This window comes from Pseudomonas sp. AC532 (assembly GCF_979258965.1).
Window position 1 is genome coordinate 2,309,997 of record NZ_OZ409888.1, and the last position, 22,950, is coordinate 2,332,946.

At 63.5% G+C, this 22,950-nt stretch carries 20 protein-coding genes; 9 read left to right on the forward strand and 11 right to left on the reverse strand.

All coding sequences use genetic code 11. The features are described from left to right. Positions 1-8 precede the first annotated feature (8 nt). A complete protein-coding gene (plsY, locus tag ACZ0AV_RS11075; RefSeq protein ID WP_499151060.1) occupies positions 9-578 on the forward strand; it encodes a glycerol-3-phosphate 1-O-acyltransferase PlsY in 570 nt (189 codons plus the stop codon). A 277-nt stretch (positions 579-855) separates the two neighbouring features. On the opposite strand, the gene tsaD is transcribed toward plsY, so the two are convergent. Next, positions 856-1,881 (reverse strand): tRNA (adenosine(37)-N6)-threonylcarbamoyltransferase complex transferase subunit TsaD, encoded by a 1,026-nt coding sequence (gene tsaD, locus ACZ0AV_RS11080; protein WP_499151061.1) that lies wholly within the window; start codon positions 1,879-1,881, stop codon positions 856-858. A gap of 205 nt (positions 1,882-2,086) precedes the next feature. On the opposite strand from tsaD, the gene rpsU reads away from it, so the two are divergent. The 3 genes from rpsU (at position 2,087) to rpoD (ending at position 6,333) form a co-directional block, all read left to right on the forward strand. Continuing rightward, a complete protein-coding gene (rpsU, locus tag ACZ0AV_RS11085; RefSeq protein ID WP_003296736.1) occupies positions 2,087-2,302 on the forward strand; it encodes a 30S ribosomal protein S21 in 216 nt (71 codons plus the stop codon). A 142-nt stretch (positions 2,303-2,444) separates the two neighbouring features. Beyond that, complete coding sequence (gene dnaG, locus ACZ0AV_RS11090; protein WP_499151062.1) at positions 2,445-4,421, forward strand: DNA primase; 1,977 nt, start codon at positions 2,445-2,447, stop codon at positions 4,419-4,421. A gap of 67 nt (positions 4,422-4,488) precedes the next feature. Next, on the forward strand, positions 4,489-6,333 hold the full coding sequence (gene rpoD / locus ACZ0AV_RS11095) for an RNA polymerase sigma factor RpoD (RefSeq protein ID WP_499151063.1): 1,845 nt from the start codon (positions 4,489-4,491) through the stop codon (positions 6,331-6,333). 65 nt (positions 6,334-6,398) lie between these two features. Here the strand turns inward: rpoD and yjiA are convergent, their stop codons facing one another. The 3 genes from yjiA to ACZ0AV_RS11110 form a co-directional block, all read right to left on the reverse strand. Next, positions 6,399-7,364 carry a GTPase gene (yjiA, locus tag ACZ0AV_RS11100; RefSeq protein ID WP_499151064.1) on the reverse strand — a complete coding sequence of 322 codons (966 nt, stop codon included), beginning with the start codon at positions 7,362-7,364 and terminating at the stop codon, positions 6,399-6,401. A gap of 81 nt (positions 7,365-7,445) precedes the next feature. Continuing rightward, positions 7,446-7,649, reverse strand: coding sequence for a YbdD/YjiX family protein (locus ACZ0AV_RS11105; protein ID WP_499151065.1), 204 nt, complete (start codon positions 7,647-7,649; stop codon positions 7,446-7,448). Next, positions 7,639-9,720: a carbon starvation CstA family protein gene (locus tag ACZ0AV_RS11110; RefSeq protein WP_499151066.1), complete on the reverse strand. Its 2,082-nt coding sequence runs from the start codon at positions 9,718-9,720 to the stop codon at positions 7,639-7,641. The genes ACZ0AV_RS11105 and ACZ0AV_RS11110 overlap by 11 nt, the downstream gene beginning before the upstream one ends. Positions 9,721-9,987: 267 nt before the next feature. Here ACZ0AV_RS11110 and ACZ0AV_RS11115 point away from each other — a divergent pair, with 267 nt between their 5' ends. From ACZ0AV_RS11115 to ACZ0AV_RS11125, 3 genes are all read left to right on the forward strand, one after another. Continuing rightward, positions 9,988-11,364, forward strand: coding sequence for a cache domain-containing protein (locus ACZ0AV_RS11115; protein WP_499151067.1), 1,377 nt, complete (start codon positions 9,988-9,990; stop codon positions 11,362-11,364). After that, a complete protein-coding gene (locus ACZ0AV_RS11120) occupies positions 11,361-11,987 on the forward strand; it encodes a response regulator (RefSeq protein WP_499151068.1) in 627 nt (208 codons plus the stop codon). The genes ACZ0AV_RS11115 and ACZ0AV_RS11120 overlap by 4 nt, the downstream gene beginning before the upstream one ends. A gap of 142 nt (positions 11,988-12,129) precedes the next feature. Further along, on the forward strand, positions 12,130-12,501 hold the full coding sequence (locus tag ACZ0AV_RS11125) for a PilZ domain-containing protein (RefSeq protein ID WP_499151069.1): 372 nt from the start codon (positions 12,130-12,132) through the stop codon (positions 12,499-12,501). A 75-nt stretch (positions 12,502-12,576) separates the two neighbouring features. On the opposite strand, the gene ACZ0AV_RS11130 is transcribed toward ACZ0AV_RS11125, so the two are convergent. Then, positions 12,577-12,747: a hypothetical protein gene (locus ACZ0AV_RS11130; protein WP_499151070.1), complete on the reverse strand. Its 171-nt coding sequence runs from the start codon at positions 12,745-12,747 to the stop codon at positions 12,577-12,579. Positions 12,748-12,854: 107 nt separating this feature from the next. Then, complete coding sequence (gene radA / locus ACZ0AV_RS11135; RefSeq protein ID WP_499151071.1) at positions 12,855-14,222, reverse strand: DNA repair protein RadA; 1,368 nt, start codon at positions 14,220-14,222, stop codon at positions 12,855-12,857. 135 nt (positions 14,223-14,357) lie between these two features. On the opposite strand from radA, the gene ACZ0AV_RS11140 reads away from it, so the two are divergent. Beyond that, complete coding sequence (locus ACZ0AV_RS11140; RefSeq protein WP_499151072.1) at positions 14,358-14,843, forward strand: GNAT family N-acetyltransferase; 486 nt, start codon at positions 14,358-14,360, stop codon at positions 14,841-14,843. Between the two features lie 685 nt (positions 14,844-15,528). Here ACZ0AV_RS11140 and ACZ0AV_RS11145 read toward each other — a convergent pair. Together ACZ0AV_RS11145 and ACZ0AV_RS11150 are read right to left on the reverse strand one after the other, a co-directional pair. Further along, positions 15,529-15,765 (reverse strand): HP1242/YdcH family protein, encoded by a 237-nt coding sequence (locus tag ACZ0AV_RS11145; RefSeq protein WP_499151073.1) that lies wholly within the window; start codon positions 15,763-15,765, stop codon positions 15,529-15,531. Positions 15,766-15,843: 78 nt separating this feature from the next. Further along, positions 15,844-16,098 carry a DUF465 domain-containing protein gene (locus ACZ0AV_RS11150; RefSeq protein ID WP_499151074.1) on the reverse strand — a complete coding sequence of 85 codons (255 nt, stop codon included), beginning with the start codon at positions 16,096-16,098 and terminating at the stop codon, positions 15,844-15,846. Between the two features lie 286 nt (positions 16,099-16,384). On the opposite strand from ACZ0AV_RS11150, the gene mscL reads away from it, so the two are divergent. Then, positions 16,385-16,798 carry a large-conductance mechanosensitive channel protein MscL gene (mscL, locus tag ACZ0AV_RS11155; protein ID WP_499151075.1) on the forward strand — a complete coding sequence of 138 codons (414 nt, stop codon included), beginning with the start codon at positions 16,385-16,387 and terminating at the stop codon, positions 16,796-16,798. A gap of 59 nt (positions 16,799-16,857) precedes the next feature. On the opposite strand, the gene ACZ0AV_RS11160 is transcribed toward mscL, so the two are convergent. The 3 genes from ACZ0AV_RS11160 to ACZ0AV_RS11170 form a co-directional block, all read right to left on the reverse strand. Continuing rightward, positions 16,858-18,423, reverse strand: coding sequence for a TerC family protein (locus tag ACZ0AV_RS11160; RefSeq protein WP_499151076.1), 1,566 nt, complete (start codon positions 18,421-18,423; stop codon positions 16,858-16,860). 282 nt (positions 18,424-18,705) lie between these two features. After that, a complete protein-coding gene (locus ACZ0AV_RS11165) occupies positions 18,706-19,479 on the reverse strand; it encodes a ferredoxin--NADP reductase (protein ID WP_499151077.1) in 774 nt (257 codons plus the stop codon). Positions 19,480-21,364: 1,885 nt separating this feature from the next. Beyond that, entirely contained in the window at positions 21,365-22,942 is a 1,578-nt protein-coding gene (locus ACZ0AV_RS11170) for an aldehyde dehydrogenase (NADP(+)) (protein ID WP_499151078.1), read from the reverse strand. Positions 22,943-22,950: the final 8 nt, after the last annotated feature.

Sequence of the window (22,950 nt, forward strand, 5' to 3'; positions counted from 1 at the left end):
TGGATACCATGTTTTGGCTGCTGGCGATCCTCGCCTACCTGCTCGGCTCGCTGTCCTTCGCTATCCTGCTCAGCCGCATGAGTGGCCTGGCAGACCCGCGCGCCAGTGGCTCGGGCAACCCCGGCGCCACCAACATGCTGCGGGTGGCCGGCAAGCGCCTGGCCATTCTCACGCTGATTGGCGATCTATTCAAAGGTTTGCTGCCGGTGATGCTCGCCGCGCACCTCGGCTTCGGGCTCCAGCAGCAGGCCTGGCTAGGGCTGGCTGCGGTTATAGGCCACCTGTATCCATTGTATTTCCGCTTCCGTGGCGGCAAGGGCGTGGCCACTGCCGCCGGCATGCTGCTGGGCCTCTACCCACCTGCTGCCCTGCTCGCGCTCTGTACCTGGCTGCTGACCTTCGTGCTGACCCGCACCAGCTCCCTCGCCGCGCTGACCGCGGCGCCCATGACGCTGCCCCTGCTCGCCTGGCAGCAACCGGCCGCGCTGCTGCCGATGTGCGTACTCAGCGGGCTGATCGTCTGGCGGCACCGCAGCAATCTACGTGATCTGTGGGCTGGCCGTGAGCGGCATTTCTGATCTGGGCTCAACCACTACATGAATATGCAGTAGGGTGGATCGGGGCTCGTAGCTGCGCTTCGCCTACGCGGCCCGACCCGTCCACCGCTCCGTGATCGCGATGGTGGATGAAAAAAGCGTCATCCACCCTACGCATTATCCGTGGGAACGGGCGGGGACGCCTAGGCCATGCCCGTGATTTTTCGCGGGCATGGCCCGCTCCCACAATGGATAAGTGACGGCTGCTTCTACCTTTTAGCCGCCCTTTCACCAGCACACCACCAACACATCCGGCCTCTTACAAAGCCGGCAACTGCTCCATCGGCCAGCGCGCCTGCACGCCGATCGCCAGTCCCTCGTGCTGCCCGGCCAGCAGGCGCTGGCAACCGGCATAGGCGATCATCGCGCCGTTGTCGGTACAGAATGCAGGACGGGCATAAAACACCTTGCCCTTGAGCGCTGCCGTCATGTCTTCGAGCGACGTGCGCAGCGCACGGTTGGCACTGACCCCACCGGCGATTACCAGGCTGTTCAGGCCCGTTTGCTTGAGAGCCCGGCGGCACTTGATGGTCAGCGTCTCGACCACCGCCTGCTGGAACGCCAGGGCCACATCGCAGCGGGTCTGCTCGCTGTCGTCGCCCGTGGCGCAGCACTGTTGCCAGGTATTCAGAGTGAAGGTCTTCAAGCCGCTGAAGCTGAAATCCAGGCCCGGCCGGTCGGTCATCGGCCGCGGAAAGACGAAGCGTCCCGGCGCGCCGCGCTCGGCCAGTCGGGCGATTTCCGGGCCGCCGGGATAGCGCAGTCCCATCAGCTTGGCGGTCTTGTCGAAGGCTTCTCCGGCCGCATCGTCGAGCGATTCACCCAGCAACTGGTACTCGCCGATGCCATCGACGCGGACCAACTGGGTATGCCCGCCGGAGACCAGCAACGCCACGAAGGGAAAGGCCGGCGGCGCGTCTTCCAGCATGGGTGCCAGCAGATGGCCCTCCATGTGGTGCACGCCAATGGCCGGCACGTCCCAGGCGAACGCCAATGCCTGCGCGCATGACGCACCGACCAGCAGCGCGCCGACCAGCCCGGGGCCGGCGGTGTAGGCGATGGCGTCGATGTCGGTGGCCACGCAGCCCGCCTCGTCCAATACCTGGCGGATCAGCGGCAGCATGCGCTTGACATGGTCACGCGAGGCCAACTCCGGTACCACGCCGCCGTAGGCGCGGTGCAGGTCGATCTGGCTGAACAGCGCATCGGCGAGCAGGCCACGCTCGCTGTCGTAGAGCGCGACACCGGTCTCGTCGCACGAAGTTTCCAATCCCAGCACCAGCATGGTTTCGCCTTGAATTAAACAGCCCACAGGGCGTGAAAGGCCGGCATAATAATCGCCGCCAAGCGGCACAGACCAGTGGTTTTCGATCAGAGGCTTTGCATTCCGCTTGACGAGGCGGTAACATCCGCAACCCTTAAAAACCTGTGATCTTTCCGCGCTGTTGCCAGGAAGACACAAACCTCCGTAATAAAGAAGGTAGCCCTGGATGCCAGCCGTCAAAGTTAAAGAGAACGAACCCTTCGACGTAGCTCTGCGTCGTTTCAAGCGCTCCTGCGAAAAGGCCGGTGTTCTGGCCGAAGTTCGTAGCCGTGAATTCTACGAAAAGCCGACTTCCGAGCGTAAGCGTAAAGCCGCTGCCGCTGTTAAGCGTCACGCGAAGAAAGTCCAGCGCGAACAGCGCCGCAGCGTTCGCCTGTACTAATACAGTACGCGCAACCTGTGAATGCCCGGCTCGCGTCGGGCATTATCGTCAAAGACTCCGCATCGCCTCCTGGCGAATGATCGGAGTTTTTGCGTTTTTGCCGCTACTGTTTCGTACCGTGCCACGGCACTATTGAGCACCTATGGCCGGCCTGATCCCGCAGTCTTTCATTGATGACCTGCTCAACCGCACCGACATTGTCGACGTGGTGAGCTCGCGCATCCAACTGAAGAAGACCGGCAAGAACTACAGCGCCTGCTGCCCGTTCCACAAGGAAAAATCTCCCTCCTTCACCGTCAGCCCGGACAAGCAGTTCTATTACTGTTTCGGCTGCGGCGCCGGCGGCAACGCCCTGGGCTTCGTGATGGATCACGACCAGATGGAGTTTCCCCAGGCCGTCGAGGAGCTGGCCAAACGCGCCGGCATGGACGTACCGCGTGAAGACGGTGGCCGCGGCGGCAAGCCCCGCCAGCCCTCCGACTCGCCGCTCTACGCCCTGCTCAAGGCCGCAGCAGACTATTATCGCCAGGCACTGAAGAGTCATCCGCAACGCCGCGCCGCGGTGGATTACCTGAAAGGCCGCGGCCTTTCCGGCGAGATCGCCCGGGATTTCGGCCTCGGCTTCGCGCCACCGGGCTGGGACAACCTGCTCAAGCACCTGGCCGGCGACAGCCTGCAGCACAAGGCAATGATCGACGCAGGCCTATTGGTGGAGAATCCCGACAGCGGCAAACGCTACGACCGCTTCCGTGACCGGGTGATATTCCCCATCCATGACAGCCGCGGCCGAGTCATCGCGTTTGGTGGCCGGGTGCTGGGCGACGACAAACCCAAGTACCTGAACTCGCCGGAAACCCCGGTGTTCCACAAGGGGCAGGAGCTCTACGGCCTGTTTGAGGCGCGCAAGCACAACCGCAACCTCGACGAGATCATGGTGGTCGAGGGCTACATGGACGTCATCGCGCTCGCCCAGCAGGGCCTGCGCAATGCCGTCGCGACCCTGGGCACCGCGACGAGCGAAGAACACCTCAAGCGCATTTTCCGCCTGGTGCCCAGCGTGCTGTTCTGCTTCGACGGCGACCAGGCTGGCCGCAACGCCGCCTGGCGCGCCCTGGAAGCAGCATTGCCGAACCTGCAGGACGGCCGCCGCGCGCGATTTCTGTTCCTGCCCGAGGGCGAAGACCCGGACACCCTGGTGCGCAGCGAAGGCACCGACGCCTTTCGCGCACGCATTCATCAGCATGCCCAGCCCCTGGCCGACTACTTCTTCCAGCAACTGAGCGAAGAGGCCGACCCGCGCTCGCTGGAAGGCAAGGCGCACCTGGTCACGCTGGCAGCGCCGCTGATCGAGAAGATCCCCGGCAACACGCTACGCGCCCTGATGCGCCAGCGACTGACGCAGATTACCGGCCTCAGCGTCGAGGCCTTGAACCAGATGTCGGCACCGGCAGGACGACAAGCGCCTGCGCCCATCCATCAAACCGACAACGGCCATCCGCCCGCCCTTGAAACCATCCCCGACAGCGCCTATTACGATGTGGCACCGAGCTATGAGGAGCAGCAGGCCCCCACCTTCGAACGCCCAGCCAGAAAGCAGGGTAAAGGTGAGTGGAAGAAGGAAGGCGGCAAGTGGAGCAAGAAGGGTCGCGACGATTATCACCCGCCGCGCACGGCAGTCAGCGTCGAATCGCCACATCTGAGCGCGCTGCGCAGCTTGCTGCACCACCCGGAACTGGCGCAGAGGGTCGACGATGTCAGCAATTTCGCGGCAGAAGGCGACACCTACGCTCAGTTGCTGGTGGCTCTGGTAGGCACCTTGCAGAAGCAGCCAAACCTGCGCTCGCTGCAACTGATCGCCCGCTGGCACGGCACCGAGCAGGGTCGCCTGCTCAAGGTATTGGCAGAAAAAGAATGGTTAATCGATCACGACAACCTTGAACGGCAGTTTTTCGACACCATAACTACACTTGTCCATAGTCAGTCGCTTAGGCGACGCGAAACCGCTCTGCGCAGCGTCATGCAGAAAAGCCCGAGCGAACTCACCGACGAGGAAAAGGCCATGCTCCGAGAGCATTACAGCAGCCTTGCCTCGCCCAGCAAGACCCCAACTGGCGCCTGAGCGCCGAGCTGAGGTATAATCCTCGGCTTGTTTTCAGCCCGCCAAGACCTTCAGTGGATAGGGTGTTATGTCCGGAAAAGCGCAACAGCAATCTCGTATCAAAGAGTTGATCACCCTGGGTCGTGAGCAGAAGTATCTGACTTACGCAGAGGTCAACGACCACCTGCCCGAGGATATTTCAGATCCTGAGCAGGTGGAAGACATCATCCGCATGATCAATGACATGGGGATCCCGGTACACGAGAGTGCTCCGGATGCAGACGCCCTGATGCTGGCTGATGCCGACACCGACGAAGCCGCCGCTGAAGAAGCTGCTGCTGCGTTGGCTGCGGTTGAAACCGATATCGGTCGCACCACGGACCCAGTGCGCATGTACATGCGTGAAATGGGCACCGTGGAACTGCTGACCCGTGAAGGCGAGATCGAAATCGCCAAGCGCATCGAGGAAGGCATCCGCGAAGTCATGGGCGCCGTTGCCCACTTCCCGGGTACCGTCGACAGCATTCTCGCCGAATACACGCGTGTCACCACCGAGGGCGGCCGCCTGGTCGAAGTACTCAGTGGTTATATCGATCCGGATGACGGCATCGTGCCTGCCGAAGCTGCTGCCCCCGTGCCTGCCACGGGCGACGCCGCCGAAGAAAAGGACGATGAGGAAGAAGACGGCGACAGCGACGACGAGGAAGAGGAAGGCGATGGCGGCCCGGATCCTGAAGAGGCCCTGCGCCGCTTCACCGCGGTCTCCGATCAGCTGGAAATCGCCAAGAAGGCGCTGAAGAAGCATGGCCGCAGCAGCAAGCAGGCCATTGCAGAGCTCAAGGCGCTGGCCGAGCTGTTCATGCCGATCAAGCTGGTGCCCAAGCAGTACGACGCCCTCGTGGTGCGTGTGCGTGAAGCACTGGATCGCCTGCGTGGCCAGGAACGCGCCATCATGCAGCTGTGCGTGCGTGATGCGCGCATGCCGCGCGCCGACTTCCTGCGTCTGTTCCCAGGCAACGAAGTGGATCTCGACTGGGCAGCCAGTCTGGCCAAGGGCAAGTCCAAGTACGCGGAAGCCATCGGCAATCTGGAGGCGGACATTCAGCGCTGCCAGCAGAAGCTGATCGCCCTGCAGGACGAGAGCGACCTGACGCTCGCCGAGATCAAGGACATCAACCGTCGCATGTCGATCGGTGAGGCGAAAGCCCGCCGCGCGAAGAAAGAGATGGTCGAAGCCAACCTGCGCCTGGTGATCTCGATCGCCAAGAAGTACACCAACCGTGGCCTGCAATTCCTCGATCTGATTCAGGAAGGCAATATCGGTTTGATGAAGGCGGTGGACAAGTTCGAATACCGTCGCGGCTACAAGTTCTCGACTTATGCCACCTGGTGGATCCGTCAGGCGATCACTCGCTCGATTGCCGACCAGGCACGTACCATCCGTATTCCGGTGCACATGATCGAGACGATCAACAAGCTCAACCGCATCTCCCGTCAGATGCTTCAGGAAATGGGCCGCGAACCCACTCCGGAAGAACTCGGTGAGCGCATGGAAATGCCCGAGGACAAGATCCGCAAGGTATTGAAGATCGCCAAAGAGCCGATCTCCATGGAAACCCCGATCGGCGATGACGAAGATTCGCACCTGGGTGACTTCATCGAGGACAGCACCATGCAGTCCCCGATCGACGTGGCCACCGTGGAAAGTCTCAAGGAAGCCACTCGCGAAGTGCTTTCCGGCCTGACTGCCCGCGAAGCCAAGGTGCTGCGCATGCGTTTCGGTATCGACATGAACACTGACCACACCCTCGAGGAAGTGGGCAAGCAGTTCGACGTCACCCGTGAGCGTATTCGTCAGATCGAAGCCAAGGCACTGCGCAAGCTGCGCCACCCGACCCGTAGCGAACACCTGCGCTCGTTCCTCGACGAGTAAGGTTCACGGGAATGAAAAATGCCGGTCACTGACCGGCATTTTTTTTGGCCCGCTGAAAACCGCCATCAGCCACTCGCCGCGGCAAAACCCTGGCGGATCGCTTCCTCGGGCAGATTGTCGCCGATGAACACGATCACGCTCTCGCGCTTCTCGTCGGCCCCCCATGCGCTGTCCCAGTCGAAGCCGTAAAGCCGCAATACGCCTTGAAAGACCATGCGCCGCTCTTCGCCGGCAATGCTCAGCACGCCTTTATAACGCAGCAGCGAGCTGCCGTGCTCCTCCAGCAGGTTTTCCATGAAAGCACTGAGCCGATCCAGATCCAGCGGCGCATCACTGGTCAGCACCAGCGTGGCGATGCGATCGCTGCTCTTGCCCGGCATCACCGGTCGCAAGCTTGGCGCGATATCGGCGTTGAGGTTGAAACCACGCACGTCGAGCAGCTCGCCCAGATCGATGCGACCGTGCTCGACCACGCGAATAGGTGCGCGCCGATTGATGCGTTGCAAGCGCGTGATCAGCGCCTCGCGGCGGGCCTCATCGACCAGGTCGGTCTTGCTGAGCAGGATGCGGTCGGCGAACCCGACCTGTGCCTGGGCAATGGTTTCCTGCAGGTGGCGCTCGGCATTGGCGGCATCCACCAGCGTGATGATGCCGTCCAGCACGTAGCGATCGCACAGTTCTTCGGTGGCGAAAAAGGTCTGCGCCACGGGAGCCGGATCGGCGAGGCCGGTGCACTCGATGACCAGACGATCAAAGACCAGCTCACCGCTGTCGAGCTTCTCCAGCAGCAGAAACAGCGCTTTCTCCAGCTCGACATGGATCGAGCAGCACACGCAGCCGTTGGCCAGGGTCATCACCTGCACCGGCTCGCTGCCCAGCAACTGGCTGTCGATCGGCACTTCGCTGTATTCGTTCTCGATCACCGCGATCTTCAGGCCATGCTCGGCCTTGAGGACATGGCGCAACAGGGTGGTTTTACCGGCACCGAGAAAACCGCTGAGTACGGTGACCGGAATGGGTGCTAAGGACATGAAAAGCGTTCCTCTGAATGACACACGCCACGACGAGGCGTGGCGTGTGGTTCCTGAACCGGGCAATAAGGCCCGGAGGGATCAACAGCAGCGGATGGGCCGCCCCTTGCCGCCACCATAACGCGCTTCCTGACGCTCACGGAAGAAGGCTTCGTAGCTCATCACCGGCTTGTCCGGGTGCTTGCTGGTCATGTGCTCGACGTACGTGTCGTAGTCGGGCATGCCCACCAGCATACGCGCGGCCTGGCCAAGGTACTTGCCCATGCGGCTGAGATCATTGAACACGAGCGACCTCCGGGGCGTCAGCAGGCAGTGCCTGGTAGGGCGCTTCCTGATCGCTGCGCAGTTCCTTGCGCCAGGCGGCACGTCCGACCTTGACGGCATAGAACAGCACGCTCAGCACCACGAACAGGAACAGCACGGTGAGGGTAGCGTTGGTATAGGCGTTGAAGATCACGTGCTGCATCTGGCCCAGGTCCTTGGCTGGGGCAAGAATCTGACCGGCATCCACGGCTGCCTGGTACTTCTTGGCCAGGGCCAGGAAACCGACGGCCGGGTTGGGGTCGAGCAGCTTGATCAACCCGGCGGTGGTGGTGCAGATCAACAACCAGACGGCGGGAACCAGGGTCACCCACACGTATCGCTCACGCTTCATCTTGATCAGCACCACGGTACCGAGCATCAGCGCGATGCCGGCAAGCATCTGGTTGGAGATGCCGAACAGCGGCCACAGCGTGTTGATGCCACCCAGCGGATCGATCACGCCCTGATACAGCAGCCAGCCCCACAGCGCGACACAGCCCGCCGTGGCGATGACGTTGGCGGTCCAGGACTCGGTCTTCTTCAGGGACGGTACGAAGTTGCCGAGCAGGTCCTGCAGCATGAAACGACCGGCACGCGTACCCGCATCCACCGCGGTGAGGATGAACAGCGCCTCGAACAGGATCGCGAAGTGGTACCAGAAGGCCATGGTGTTCTCACCCGGCAGCAGATTGTGGAGGATCTGCGCAATGCCCACGGCCAGCGTCGGTGCGCCACCGGCGCGAGCCAGGATGGTGTTCTCGCCGATGTCCCGGGCAACCGCTTCCAGCTCCTCGGGGGTAATCACGAAGCCCCAGCTGCTGACCGCCGCAGCAACCGACTGCACATCCGAGCCGACCAGCGCAGCAGGGCTGTTCATGGCGAAGTAGACGCCCGGCTCGATCACCGAAGCGGCGACCATGGCCATGATGGCCACGAAGGATTCCATCAGCATGCCGCCATAGCCGATGTAGCGGGCATGGGATTCATTGGCGAGCAGCTTGGGCGTGGTGCCCGAGCTGATCAGCGCGTGGAAGCCGGATACCGCGCCGCACGCGATGGTGATGAACAGGAAGGGGAACAGCGTGCCTTTCCATACCGGGCCGGTGCCGTCGGTGAACTGCGTCAGGGCCGGCATTTTGAGCTCGGGCATGACCACCAGGATGCCGATGGCAAGGGCGATGATGGTGCCGATCTTCAGGAAGGTCGACAGGTAGTCGCGTGGCGCGAGGATCAGCCACACCGGCAATACCGCGGCGACGAAGCCGTAACCGATCAGCATCCAGGTGATCTGCACACCGGTAAAGGTGAACGCCGGGCCCCACACCGGATCGGCGGCAACCACGCCGCCGAGCCAGATCGAACCGAGCAGCAGGATCACCCCGATCAGGGAAATCTCGCCGATGCGCCCCGGGCGGATATAGCGCATGTAGACGCCCATGAACATCGCAATGGGAATGGTCGCCATCACGGTGAACATGCCCCACGGGCTTTCCGCCAGCGCCTTGACCACGATCAGCGAGAGCACCGCGAGGATGATGATCATGATCATGAAGGCGCCGAACAAGGCGATGGTGCCAGGCACCTGGCCCATTTCCTCGCGCACCAGCTCGCCCAGCGAGCGACCGTTGCGACGGGTGGAAATGAACAGCACCATGAAGTCCTGCACGGCACCGGCGAGCACCACGCCGGCGATCAGCCAGAGGGTGCCCGGCAGGTAGCCCATCTGCGCGGCGAGTACCGGGCCGACCAGCGGGCCGGCGCCAGCGATGGCGGCGAAGTGGTGACCGAAGAGGATGTGCTTGTTGGTCGGGACGTAGTCCAGACCGTCGTTGTTCACCACGGCCGGGGTGGCGCGGGTGGGGTCGAGTTGCATCACCTTGGTGGCGATGAACAGGCTGTAGTAGCGATAGGCAACGAGATAGATCGCCACGGCAGCGACGACAATCCACAGGGCGTTGATCGACTCGCCGCGGTTCAGCGCCACCGTACCCAGCGCGAAGGCGCCCAGTAAGGCGACGGCAAACCAGGCAATATGGCTAGCCATTCTGGTCATTTGACCTCTCCTGCCGCAGTTCGGGCCTGCGACGCTCATTGTTATTGTTGTGCTCCGCAATCGAGAGCCCGGCAACTATCCATCGAAGTGCCGCTTCCCGAAATTCGCAAAACTACCCACGCGCCACTGCGTAGAACTACGCAGAAGCACCGTCACCTGGCGACGGTCAATGCGCGGTTTTGTGTATGCTCTGCCGGCCATTGCACCAGCCATGCTCAACGGGCGCCCTGCCCCAGCCCGCCGGTATCGCCCGGCCGGAGTGAATCGATGCAGCTCAAACACAAGATCGTCGCCCTCAGCCTGCTGCCCATGCTGCTGGCCGTGGCAGTGGTGTGCCTGCTGGTGCTGATCCAGAATCAGCGGCTGGGCAACCAGCAGGCCCAGCTCATCGAGCACAGCATCCTCAGCAGCAAGCAGGCCGAACTCAAGCACTACGTGGAGATGGCCCTGAGCACCATCGAGCCGCTGTACGAGAGCGGCCAGGACGATGACGAAACCAAGCGTCAGGTCCTCGCCCTGCTGGCGCGGATCAACTTTGGCAGCGACGGTTACTTCTTCGTCTATGACCGCAACGGCAAAAACCTGATGCACCCACGCCAGGGCACCCTGGTGGGCAAGGACCTGTGGCACATGACCGACTCACACGGCCTGCTGGTGATCCAGGCGCTGATTCGCAGCGCTACCCGCGGCGATGGTTTCCAGCGCTATGGCTGGCAGAAACCGTCCACTGGCCAGATGGCCGACAAGCTCGCCTACGTGACCATGCTCGATCGCTGGGGCTGGATGCTCGGCACCGGGATCTATCTGGAGGACGTCGACAACGCCATCGCCCAGGTACGCCATGACGTTGGCAGCGGTATCCGCACCACCATGCTGGCCATCGCAGTGGTCGCCCTGATCGCCGTGCTGCTGGTGTTCGCCAGCGGCCTGACCCTCAACGTCAGCGAACACCGCCTCGCCGACCGCAAGCTGCAGCAACTGACACAGCGCATCATCACCTCCCAGGAAGAAGAGCGCTCGCGCCTGTCCCGTGAGCTGCACGACGGCATCAGCCAGTTGCTGGTGTCGATCAAGTTCCAGTTCGAGCTCGCCGCCCACGAACTGGAAGCCGGCAAGGCAAGTGCAGCCGGCACCCTGCGCCAGGGCATCGAGCGCCTGGCCGGGGCGATTGGCGAAGTACGGCGCATTTCCCACGACCTGCACCCCTCCCTGCTCGACACCCTTGGCCTGGCCTCGGCGATCGGCCAACTGGCCAGCGAATTCGAGCAACGCAGTGGCCTCAGCGTTGACTACCACAACAGCCTGGGTGATACCCGGCTGAGCGATGACATGAACGTGGCCCTGTTCCGCATCCTCCAGGAAGCACTGACCAACATCGAACGCCACGCTCATGCCAGCCGCGTGGCGATCAGCCTGACGGGCGGCAACCGGCGGGTGAACCTGCGCATCGCCGACGATGGCGGCGGCTTCAGCCCACGGATGGCCGAACAACACAGTGGCGGCATCGGCCTGCGCAATATCCGCGAGCGGGTCGAACACTTCGGCGGCGACTTCAACGTGACCTCGACCTCGTCCGGCACCCGGCTCGACGTCACCCTGCCACTGGCCAGCGCCAGCCCCGTACAAGAGGATCAGCCGCTATGAAGAGGATCCGCATCGCACTCGTCGACGACCATGTACTGGTACGTGACGGCATCCGCACGCTGCTGTCGATGGTCGAGCATTTCGACATCGTCGGCGAGGCCGGCAGCGGCAGCGAAGCCCTGGCGCTGGTAGCGCGGGAGCAGCCGGACATCCTGCTGATGGATATCGGCCTCAAGGACATCAACGGCCTGGAACTGACCGGCATCATCAAGAAGCGCCACCCGGCCATCAAGGTGCTGATCCTGAGCATGTACGACAATCAGGAATACGTCAGCAGCTCACTGCGCATGGGCGCCTCCGGCTACGTACTGAAGGAGGCGCCGTCCCAGGAAATCATCTCGGCGATCGATGTGCTCGCCGTCGGCGGACGCTTTTACAGCGGCGACGTGGCGCGCAAGTTGTCCCAGGAAGAAACCGAGGAAGGCGAACTCACGCCGCGCGAACGCCAGGTGCTGCTGATGATGGCCCAGGGGCTGAACAACAAGGCCATGGCCCGAGAACTCGCGATCAGCGTGCGCACCGTGGAGACCTACCGGTTGAACATTCGCCGCAAACTGGATATCGAAAAGCCGGCCGATCTGGTCAAGCACGCCATGGAATACGGCTGGTCACCAGAAACCTAGCGACCGGTCAGGAATGTTTGTCGCTGGCCGCGATCAGATAAGCCATGCACGCCTGTCAGTCGACCGGCAGACAACCTCATCCAGCCCCGGCGGCGATGCGCCGGCTTGGCTATAGTGGATGAAATACCCAGAGGACACCCCCATGAGCGACACCCACGAACGCCGACGTTTCCAGCGCATCGCTTTCGATGCCCCCGCTGAAATCGTCCAGGGCGACCGGACCTGGCAAGTGGAGCTGCACGATATCTCGTTCAAGGGCGTGCTGGTACGTCGCCCCTGGAACTGGGACGGTGATGCCGGCCAGGATTACCTGGTACGCGTCACCCTCGATGACAAACTGCACGTCGCGATGCAAGTCGAGCTGGTGCACCGCGAAGAACGCGTGCTGGGCTTTCTCTGCCACCACATAGACCTGGACTCCATGAGCCACCTGCGCCGCCTGGTCGAACTCAACCTGGGCGACGAAGAACTGCTGGACCGCGAACTGGCGGCGCTCTGTGAAGAAGACAGCTGACACGCGCAAACCGGCAACGGCCGAGCGGGGCTTTTCGGGTGCGGCCGTTGAAGATGCCACCGCCAAGTCGGCCGCTCAATGAATGGTGAATTCGCAGCAGGCCGCATCGGCCTCGCGGCGGCGAGCGCGTCGGTTCTGCACGTGCCGGGCCGGCAGATCGATGACTGCCTGGTGCTTGCGGCTGAGGCCCAGGCGGTCCACTTGCGATGAACAAGCCCTGGCGATGATGTCGTAGAACAGCAGCATGATGGCAACTCCTCCGTGGGTACGCCTTCATCCTGCAACTGCCGCCCTGCCCTGCCATTGACGCCGGTCAATAACCGCCATGTACCCTCGGCGGCAGAACGCCGCAGTCACTCGAACAATGCATCCAGCGCCTGTTCCAGGCGCGTTACGGCAACCACCTGCAGGCCGGCAGGCGGCTCTTTCGGCGCGTTGCCTTTGGGCACGATGGCCCGTTTGAAGCCATGCTTGGCCGCCTCCTTGAGACGCTCCTGACCGCTGGGCACCGGGCGGATTTCACCGGACAGGCCGACCTCGCCGAACACCAGCAGGTCATGGGGCAATGGTCGGTTGCGCAGGCTGGACATCACCGCGGCCATCAGCGCCAGGTCGGAGGCCGTCTCCAATACCTTCACCCCGCCGACCACGTTGAGAAAAACGTCCTGGTCGTAGGTGGGAATACCGCCATGGCGGTGCAGCACCGCCAGCAGCATGGCCAGGCGGTTCTGGTCCAGGCCCAGCGTCACCCGGCGCGGGTTGGCCATGTGGCTGGTATCGACCAGCGCCTGCACCTCCACCAGCATCGGCCGGGTGCCTTCCCAGGTCGCCATGACGATGCTGCCCGGCACCTCTTCCTGGGCCCGGGTGAGGAAAATCGCCGACGGGTTGCTGACCTCCTTGAGGCCCTTGTCGGTCATGCCGAACACACCCAGCTCGTTGATCGCCCCGAAGCGGTTCTTCACCGCGCGTAACAGGCGCAGGCGGCCATCGGGGTCACCCTCGAAATACAGCACGGTGTCGACCATGTGTTCCAGCACACGCGGCCCGGCCAGCGCGCCTTCCTTGGTGACATGGCCGACCAGAAAAATCGCCGTGCCGCTCTGCTTGGCAAAGCGCACCAGCAGCGCCGCACTCTCGCGAACCTGGGCGACGCCGCCGGGCGCCGACTGCAACTGCTCGGTAAAGATGGTCTGGATCGAGTCGATCACCATCACCTTGGGCTTTTCCTGGCGGGCCGTGGCGATGATGCTTTCGATGCAGGTCTCGGTCATCACCTTGAGCTTGTCTTCCGGTAGGCCCAGGCGCCGTGCGCGCATCGCCACCTGCTGCTGGGATTCCTCGCCGGTGACGTAGAGCGCCGGATGACGCTGGGCGATATTGCACAGGGTTTGCAGCAAGATGGTCGACTTGCCGATACCCGGGTCGCCGCCGATCAGCACCACCGAGCCATCCACCAGGCCGCCGCCCAGCACCCGGTCGAGCTCGGCCGAGGCGGTGGAAAAGCGCGGCATCTCTTCGACACTGACTTCGGCCAGGGTCTTCAACTGCGCCTGTTGCCCGGCCCAGCCCGTTCGGCCACTGGGCGCTGCGGCGCCGCCGGCCTCGATCATGGTTTCGGTCAGCGTGTTCCAGGCGCCGCACTCGCCGCATTGCCCGGCCCACTTGGGAAAGGTCGCGCCGCACTCGGTGCAGCCGTACAAGCGTTTGGCCTTGGCCATGGGAGTCGTCCTGCCTGATGAATCGAGGCCGAAACGATACCGAACAACTGGATAAATTTACAGACTTTCGCTACCTGGGCTATCAGCCGCCGGCGCGCTTGCCGATAATGCGCCGCTCATCTACAGGTACCCAGCATGTCGATCAGGCTTGTCCCCACCACCGCCGAGCAGTTGCCGCTGATCCGCAACCTCTACCAGTTCTACGCCTACGAGTCGTCGGACTGGGAGCAGGAAGACGTCGAGGTCGACGGCCGCTTCTACGTGCACGAAGCGCACCTGCAACGCTACTGGCAGGACGACGGCTGGAGCGCGCAGCTGATTCTGGTCGACGACTCCATCGCCGGATTCCTTCTATTGGAAGCCTGCGAGGCCCCGGGCATCGCCGACATGGAATTCGCCGACCTGTTCCTGCTCAAGAAATACCGCCGCCTGGGCATCGGCCGCGCGCTGCTGCAGCAGACCGTCAGCGATGGACGTCGCTGGCTGCTGTGCTGTTACGAGCAAGATGAATTGGGCAGTCGGTTCTGCCTACAGGTGCTGAGTGAGCTGCCATACGAGATGCGCGAGCTGGATGAAGAGCCTGAAGCACCGGGGCTGCGGCGTTTTGTGGTGCAGGCCTGACGAATCCCCGGGTTACGCCTGCGGCTAACCCAGGCTACAGAAACCAAGTCGTAGCCTGCGGTTGAGCGAAGCGATACCCGGGAATCCGTCGGTAAAGACTCAGTAGAAATGTCCAACCCGGGTTACGCCTGCGGCTAACCCAGGCTACAGAAACCAGCTCGTAGCCTGCGGTTGAGCGAAGCGATACCCGGGAATCCGTCGGTAAAGACTCAGTAGAAATGTCCAACCCGGGTTACGCCTGCGGCTAACCCAGGCTACAGAAACCAGCTCGTAGCCTGCGGTTGAGCGAAGCGATACCCGGGAATCCGTCGGTAAAGACTCAGTAGAAATGTCCAACCCGGGTTACGCCTGCGGCTAACCCAGGCTACAGAAAACCAGCTCGTAGCCTGCGGTTGAGCGAAGCGATACCCGGGAATCCGTCGGTAAAGACTCAGTAGAAATGTCCAACCCGGGTTACGCCTGCGGCTAACCCAGGCTACAGAAACCAGCTCGTAGCCTGCGGTTGAGCGAAGCGATACCCGGGAATCCGTCGGTAAAGACTCAGTAGAAATGTCCAACCCGGGTTACGCCTGCGGCTAACCCAGGCTACAGAAAACCAGCTCGTAGCCTGCGGTTGAGCGAAGCGATACCCGGGAATCCGTCGGTAAATACTCAGAGCATCGCCGCGCTCAACCTCGGCCTAAGCTCAGCCGTCAGTCAGCTCCTGGACGATCTTGTCCTTGAGCAACACCCGCTCGCGGCGCAGGCGGCCCAGGGTTTCGTCATCGAAGGGCTGATTGCCCGATTCCAGTTCGACGATGCGTTTGTCCAGGTCCTGATAACGGCCCACCAGGCCATCGAAACCCGGGTGGCTCTTGCGACGCTCGCTCAGGGCATCGCCATACTCACGAAATTCCTCGCGCAGATTGTGCTCGGCAGTCATGGGGCGCTCCTCTCTGTTGGGTGATGATGCATTGACCTTAGCCCATCACCACCCGCACGAACCGCCCGACGAGCAGCATCAGCCGCCGCAGTTGTTGCCGCAATTGCAGCACTCACCCCGTGCCTTGCGGCGTTGGCGTGCCAGGTCCTCGCGCAAACCGGAGCGGCGCAGCTTCAGGGCAGCCAGGCTGAGCCCCTCGGGCCGTTCCAGGCCGCTCTCGATACGCGCGATGCGCCGGTCGACATCGTCGTGCTGCTCGACCAGTGCCGCGTAGGCAGGGTTGCCACGCAGCAGGGAGGCGCTGTCGGACTGGGCGGAGGAATCGATGTGCATGGCCAGGCTCCCGTCGGATGAATGAGCGCACTGTAACCAGGCAAAAGTGCGCGGGTGTTGATCTTCGTCAACGACGCCTGGGTGCCACGCAAGCGCCTGTCGACGAGCCGCCAATCACCGCATCGAAGCTCGCTGGCTGAGCGCCCGGGGCCACAAATGGTAATAAATTCGGATAATCTGCCCATCGCGGGGTCACAAAGCTAACGCAGGCCATGCCGCGGTGCATGGCAGACCGGCAGCGGTGATTTACACTTCACCGCACGAAATCAGACCAGGGGAGTTGCACATGAGCATCATCAACGAATTCAAGGCGTTCGCCGTCAAGGGCAATGTCGTCGACATGGCGGTCGGCATCATCATCGGCGCCGCCTTCGGCAAGATCGTCTCGTCCTTCGTTGGCGATGTGATCATGCCGCCGCTGGGCCTGTTGATCGGCGGGGTGGATTTCTCCGACCTGGCCATCACGCTGAAAGCCGCCGAAGGCGAGCTGCCCGCCGTGGTCCTGGCCTACGGTCGCTTCATCCAGACGGTGCTCGACTTCGTCATCGTTGCCTTCGCCATCTTCATGGGCGTCAAGGCCATCAACCGTCTCAAGCGTGAAGAAGCCGTGGCGCCCTCGGTGCCGCCGGCGCCAAGCACCCAGGAAGTGCTGTTGACGGAAATTCGTGACCTGCTGAAAACCCAGCAGCACAAGGACTGACCGCTACCGCACAAGCAAACGGCGCCCAATGGGCGCCGTTTTTTTTGGCTAGCAGGCCGTCAGCGTGCTGGTTCGCCGACCCCGGGCTTGAGCAGCACACGGGTGACCCGGCGCTCCTTGACCTCGATGACCGTCAGCTCCCAGCCCAGGTACTCGACCTTGTCGCCGATCAGCGGCAGGCGGTCGAGCAGGCTCATGGCCAGGCCGGCAAGGGTCTGGTAGTCATCGGTCGGGCGCGCGGCGAAATCCAGGCGCTCGCGCAGTACCGCCAGGTTGACCGCACCGTTGACGCGAAAACCACCGTCCACTTCCTCGACGTCCGGCCCATCCACTTCACTGGCATCCGGCAGTTCGCCGGCAATCGCTTCGAGAATGTCGGTCAGGGTCAGCAAGCCCTCGAAACCGCCGAACTCGTTGACCACGAATGCCACATGCGTGGAGCCCTGGCGCATCTGCTCCAGGGCGCTGAGCACACTGGAGCTGTCCGGCAGGTTGATCGGCGCACGTACCAGGCTTTCGATATCCGGCTGCTGGCCCTTGAGCAGTTCCTTGAACAGCTCCTTTTTGTGGATATAGCCCAGGGGTTCCTCACGGGAGTCGCTGCGGGTCACCACCAGGCGCGAATGCGGCGAGTCGAGCAGGGCCTGCTGGATCTTCTCCGGGTCGTCGTCGAGGTCGATGCGGTCGACTTCCATACGGTCGGTCATGACCTTCTGGATCGACATCTCTGCCATGTTCAGTACGCCGCTGATCATCACCCGCTCGCGGCGGTCGAACAGCGCGGCCACGCCCTGCTCGCCCTCGAGCATGTCGGCGATGTCATCGCCTACTTCGTCGGCCTGCACCTTGCCGCCGAGCATGCGCATCACGGCGTGGGCGGTACGGTCACGCAGGCCACGCTGGCCCTGCAGGCTGCGCTTGCGGCGCGAACGGGCGACCTGGTTGAACAACTCGATGAGGATCGAAAAACCGATGGCCGCATACAGGTAGCCTTTCGGGATGTGGAAGCCCAGGCCTTCGGCGGTCAGGCTGAAGCCGATCATCATCAGGAAGCCCAGGCACAGCATGATCACCGTCGGCCGCGCGTTGACGAAGGCGGTCAGCGGCTTGCTGGCAACGATCATCAGGCCGATGGAGATGATCACTGCGATCATCATCACCTGCAGATGCTCGACCATGCCCACGGCGGTAATGACCGCGTCCAGGGAGAACACCGCATCGAGCACGATGATCTGTGCCACCACCGGCCAGAACTTGGCATAGGTGCGCGCGCCACCGGGCTGGTGCACACGCCCTTCGAGGCGCTCGTGCAGCTCCATTGTGGCTTTGAACAGCAGGAACACACCACCGAACAGCATGATCAGGTCACGACCCGAGAAGGTCTTGCCGAACACCTCGATCAATGGGTCGGTGAGCGTGACAAGCCAAGCCATGCTGGCCAGCAGGCCCAGGCGCATGATCAGCGCCAGGCTCAGGCCGATGACCCGCGCGCGGTCTCGCTGCTCGGGCGGCAGCTTGTCGGCGAGGATGGCAATAAACACCAGGTTGTCGATGCCCAGGACGATTTCCAGGACGATCAGGGTCAACAGGCCCAGCCAGGCCGTCGGATCGGCGATCCATTCCATTTAGTGTGTAGCTCTCTCTAGGGGAAAACGAAGGCAGCCGAATACGGCACGCAGGCGCAGGGCATGCGCGCGAAGGCTCGACTGACGGGAAGAAAGCGCAACGCTCTGCTGCGCGGAAGGCGTGCACCGGGCGGTGCTGCCTCTGGGAAGTGACGCCCTCGTCCATAGTGGCGAGGGCGATCGTCTACTGTCGCTGTCCATGAAGACCGGAAAATGGGAAACAGACCCGGCAATCTACTGGAGCGCGAGTCACACTGAAAGCGCTCAGTTTGTAACGGTTCTTTACCAATAGTTCTCCACGGCCACCTGCCCGGGACGCCGCGTAAGGCTCAAGTTCAGGCCACGGGCCTTCAGGCGCTGGCGGATATCGTCGATCATCTGCGGGTTGCCGCAGATCATCAGCCGCGAACGTTCAGGGGTCAGCTCCAGACCGGCGGCGCGCTCCAGCTCGCCATTGTCGAGCAGCTCGGTGATGCGCGCGTTAAGGCAGCCCGGCGCCTGTTCGCGGGTCACCACCGGCAGGTAGGTAAGTTTGTGGGTGTACTCGGCCAGGTGCTCCAGCTCGGCGAAACCGTGGATCATCGGCTGGTAGGCCAGTTCGTCTAGCGACCTCGCGCTGTACACCAGCACGATGCGCTCGAAACGCTCCCACACCTCGAAGTCCTGCAGCATCGACAAGAACGGCGCGATGCCCGTGCCGCTGCCGAGCAGCCAGAGGTCCCGGCCATCGACAAAGCGATCGAGGGTCAGGTACCCGGTGGCCATCTTTTCCACCAGCAGCGTATCACCGGCGCGCAGGCGGCTCAGCTCGCTGGTGAACTCGCCGCCCGGCACCACGATGGAAAAGAACTCCAGGTGCTCGTCATGGGGCGCCGACACCAGCGAATAGGCCCGCCAGACCACCGAACCATCAGCCTTCTCCACCCCCAGGCGCACGAACTGCCCGGCGCGAAACCGGAATCCCGCGTCACGGGTAGTACGCAGGGTGAACAGGCTCGGGGTGAGCGTGTGCACCTCGAGCAAGGTCTGGCGGGTGAATTTGTCGTCACTGCTCATCGCGGGCTCCATCAGGACTCATGCGCCTAGTGTCGCGCAAAGCCAAGCCGGTAAACACCGGCAAAGATCAGGGACAAGAGCGCCAAGCGGTCGCAAGATGAAACCTGGGCATGCCGCCACCCGCCGCGTAGGAGCGTCGACCCGGGCGCGATGCGATGGTGGCCATACCGCACCACCGCATCACGGCCACCATTCGCCGCGGGGTCGCGGCTCCTACAGGTTCGTGGTCGCAGGATGAAACCCAGGCGTGCCCGCCACCCGTCGCGTAGGAGCGTCGACCTCGGCGCGATGCGATGGCGGCCATACCGCACCACCGCATCACGGCCACCATTCACCGCGGGGTCGCGGCTCCTACAGGTTCGTGGTCGCAGGATGAAACCCAGGCGTGCCGCCACCCGTCGCGTAGGAGCGTCGACCTCGGCGCGATGCGATGGTGGCCATACCGCACCACCGCATCACGGCCACCATTCACCGCGGGGTCGCGGCTCCTACAGGTTCGTGGTCGCAGGATGAAACCCAGGCGTGCCATTGCCCATCGCGTAGGAGCGTCGACCCCGGCGCGATGCGATGGCGGCGGCCATCCCGCACCACCGCATCACGGCCACCATTCGCCGCGGGGTCGCGGCTCCTACAGGTTCGTGGTGGCAGGATGAAACCTGGGCGTGCCGCTGCCCATCGCGTAGGAGCGTCGACCTCGGCGCGATGCGATGGTGGCCATACCGCACCACCGCATCACGGCCACCATTCACCGCGGGGTCGCGGCTCCTACAGGTTCGTGGTCGCAGGATGAAACCTGGGCGTGCCGCTGCCCATCGCGTAGGAGCGTCGACCTCGGCGCGATGGGATGGCGGCCATCCCGCACCACCGCATCACGGCCACCATTCGCCGCGGGGTCGCGGCTCCTACAGGTTCGTGGTCGCAGGATGAAACCCAGGCGTGCCGCCACCCGCCGCGTAGGAGCGTCGACCCCGGCGCGATGCGATGGCGGCGGCCATCCCGCACCACCGCATCACGGCCACCATTCGCCGCGGGGTCGCGGCTCCTACAGGTTCGTGGTCGCAGGATGAAACCTGGGCGTGCCATTGCCCATCGCGTAGGAGCGTCGACCCCGGCGCGATGCGATGGCGGCGGCCATACCGCACCACCGCGTCACGGCCACCATTCGCCGCGGGGTCGCGGCTCCTACAGGTTCGTGGTCGCAGGATGAAACCCAGGCGTGCCGCCACCCGCCGCGTAGGAGCGTCGACCCGGGCGCGATGCGATGGTGGCCATACCGCACCACCGCATCACGGCCACCATTCGCCGCGGGGTCGCGGCTCCTCAGGTCCGTGGTCGCAGGATGAAACCCAGGTGTGCCATTGCCCATCGCGTAGGAGCGTCGACCCCGGCGCGATGCGATGGCGGCGGCCATCCCGCACCACCGCATCACGGCCACCATTCGCCGCGGGGTCGCGGCTCCTACAGGTTCGTGGTCGCAGGATGAAACCCAGGCGTGCCATTGCCCATCGCGTAGGAGCGTCGACCCCGGCGCGATGCGATGGCGGCGGCCATCCCGCACCACCGCATCACGGCCACCATTCGCCGCGGGGTCGCGGCTCCTACAGGTTCGTGGTGGCAGGATGAAACCTGGGCGTGCCGCTGCCCATCGCGTAGGAGCGTCGACCTCGGCGCGATGCGATGGTGGCCATACCGCACCACCGCATCACGGCCACCATTCACCGCGGGGTGCGGCTCCTAGAGACCCGTAGCCTGGGTTGAGCGAAGCGATACCCGGGAAGGGCGTTGCGCTACCCATGTATCAAACCGCACACACGAAAAAGCCGACCCTGAGGTCGGCTTTTCTTCCACCCCAAAGCGGGCGGGCGCCGTAGCGCTGAGCCGTTTCTTACAGCGCGTCGCGGCTACTGGCGCCGTCAACCAGGCGGGCGATACCCAGCGGATTGGCGTTCTTCAGCGCGTCGGGCAGCAGGGCGTCCGGGCAGTTCTGGTAGCACACCGGCCGCAGGAAGCGGTCGATGGCGAGGGTGCCCACCGAGGTGCCACGGGCATCGGAAGTCGCCGGGTACGGGCCGCCGTGCACCATCGAATCGCAAACTTCCACACCAGTCGGGTAGCCGTTGAACAGCACGCGGCCGACTTTCTGTTCAAGCAGTGCGAACAGTTCTTCGCTGCCTGCCAGGTCGCCCGGCTCGGTGATCAGCGTGGCGGTCAGCTGGCCATGCAGACCCTTGATGGCAGCCAGCAATTCGGCCTTGTCGGCCACTTCGACTACAAGAGTGGTCGGGCCGAAAACCTCTTCCTGCAGCCGCTCGTCACCGTTCAGCAACAAGCTGACATCGGCCTTGAACAACTGCGGTCGAGCCTGGCTGCCTTCCTGTGTGGCACCACTCAAATGGGTGATGCCAGCGTACGCGGCAAGTGCAGCCACGCCTTTGCCGTAGCTTTCCAGGCCAGCTGCGTTGAGCAGGGTCTGGGCCGGTTGTTCAGCCATGTGAGCGGTGAGGCGCTCCAGAAACGCCGTGAACTCCGGCGAACGGATACCCAGCACCAGGCCAGGATTGGTACAGAACTGCCCAGCGCCGAGCACCACCGAAGCCGCCAGCTCGCCGGCGATTTTCTCGCCACGTGCTTTCAGGGCTTCGGGCAGCAGGATCACCGGATTGATGCTGCTCATCTCGGCGAACACCGGGATCGGCTGCGGGCGCGCCGCAGCCATGTCGCACAGCGCGCGACCGCCACGCAGCGAACCGGTGAAGCCGACGGCCTGAATGACCGGGTGCTTGACCAGCGCAGCACCAACGCTACCACCGTAGATCATGTTGAAAACGCCCTTCGGCATGGCGGTTTTCTCGGCCGCGCGCAGCAGCGCCGCACCAACCAGCGCGGTGGTGGCCATATGGCCGGGGTGCGCCTTGAACACCACCGGGCAGCCGGCAGCCAGGGCGGAGGCGGTGTCGCCGCCCGCGGTGGAGAACGCCAGCGGGAAGTTGCTGGCGCCGAACACCGCCACCGGGCCGAGGCCGATGCGGTACTGGCGAATGTCCGGGCGCGGCAGCGGCTGGCGATCCGGCAGCGCACGGTCGATGCGCGCGCCGAAGAAATCGCCACGGCGCAGCACGGTGGCGAACAGGCGCATCTGGCCACTGGTACGGCCACGCTCGCCCTGAATACGGCCGGCAGGTAGCGCGGTTTCGCGGCACACGGTAGCGACGAATTCGTCGCCCAGGGCGTCCAGCTCGTCGGCGATGGCGTCGAGGAAATCGGCGCGCTTGGTGGCCGGCAGGCTGCGGTAAATCGGGTAGGCCGCCGCGGCCGCTTCGGCAGCAGCGTCGACTTCATCGGGGGTGGCTTCGACGAATGCGTAAGGCAGCGCTTCCCCGGTCGTGGCATCGACGCTCTGCAGGTTCACCGAACCACGGGCGCTGTAGGCGCCGCCGATGATGTTATGGCCGTTAACGGACATGAATATTC

Coding starts and splice junctions, on each gene's coding strand:
- plsY (WP_499151060.1), top strand. CDS start 9: ATGTTTTGGCTGCTGGCGATCCTCGCCTACCTGCTCGGCTCGCTGTCC.
- tsaD (WP_499151061.1), bottom strand. CDS start 1,881: ATGCTGGTGCTGGGATTGGAAACTTCGTGCGACGAGACCGGTGTCGCG.
- rpsU (WP_003296736.1), top strand. CDS start 2,087: ATGCCAGCCGTCAAAGTTAAAGAGAACGAACCCTTCGACGTAGCTCTG.
- dnaG (WP_499151062.1), top strand. CDS start 2,445: ATGGCCGGCCTGATCCCGCAGTCTTTCATTGATGACCTGCTCAACCGC.
- rpoD (WP_499151063.1), top strand. CDS start 4,489: ATGTCCGGAAAAGCGCAACAGCAATCTCGTATCAAAGAGTTGATCACC.
- yjiA (WP_499151064.1), bottom strand. CDS start 7,364: ATGTCCTTAGCACCCATTCCGGTCACCGTACTCAGCGGTTTTCTCGGT.
- ACZ0AV_RS11110 (WP_499151066.1), bottom strand. CDS start 9,720: ATGACCAGAATGGCTAGCCATATTGCCTGGTTTGCCGTCGCCTTACTG.
- ACZ0AV_RS11115 (WP_499151067.1), top strand. CDS start 9,988: ATGCAGCTCAAACACAAGATCGTCGCCCTCAGCCTGCTGCCCATGCTG.
- ACZ0AV_RS11120 (WP_499151068.1), top strand. CDS start 11,361: ATGAAGAGGATCCGCATCGCACTCGTCGACGACCATGTACTGGTACGT.
- ACZ0AV_RS11125 (WP_499151069.1), top strand. CDS start 12,130: ATGAGCGACACCCACGAACGCCGACGTTTCCAGCGCATCGCTTTCGAT.
- ACZ0AV_RS11130 (WP_499151070.1), bottom strand. CDS start 12,747: ATGCTGCTGTTCTACGACATCATCGCCAGGGCTTGTTCATCGCAAGTG.
- radA (WP_499151071.1), bottom strand. CDS start 14,222: ATGGCCAAGGCCAAACGCTTGTACGGCTGCACCGAGTGCGGCGCGACC.
- ACZ0AV_RS11140 (WP_499151072.1), top strand. CDS start 14,358: ATGTCGATCAGGCTTGTCCCCACCACCGCCGAGCAGTTGCCGCTGATC.
- ACZ0AV_RS11145 (WP_499151073.1), bottom strand. CDS start 15,765: ATGACTGCCGAGCACAATCTGCGCGAGGAATTTCGTGAGTATGGCGAT.
- ACZ0AV_RS11150 (WP_499151074.1), bottom strand. CDS start 16,098: ATGCACATCGATTCCTCCGCCCAGTCCGACAGCGCCTCCCTGCTGCGT.
- mscL (WP_499151075.1), top strand. CDS start 16,385: ATGAGCATCATCAACGAATTCAAGGCGTTCGCCGTCAAGGGCAATGTC.
- ACZ0AV_RS11160 (WP_499151076.1), bottom strand. CDS start 18,423: ATGGAATGGATCGCCGATCCGACGGCCTGGCTGGGCCTGTTGACCCTG.
- ACZ0AV_RS11165 (WP_499151077.1), bottom strand. CDS start 19,479: ATGAGCAGTGACGACAAATTCACCCGCCAGACCTTGCTCGAGGTGCAC.
- ACZ0AV_RS11170 (WP_499151078.1), bottom strand. CDS start 22,942: ATGTCCGTTAACGGCCATAACATCATCGGCGGCGCCTACAGCGCCCGT.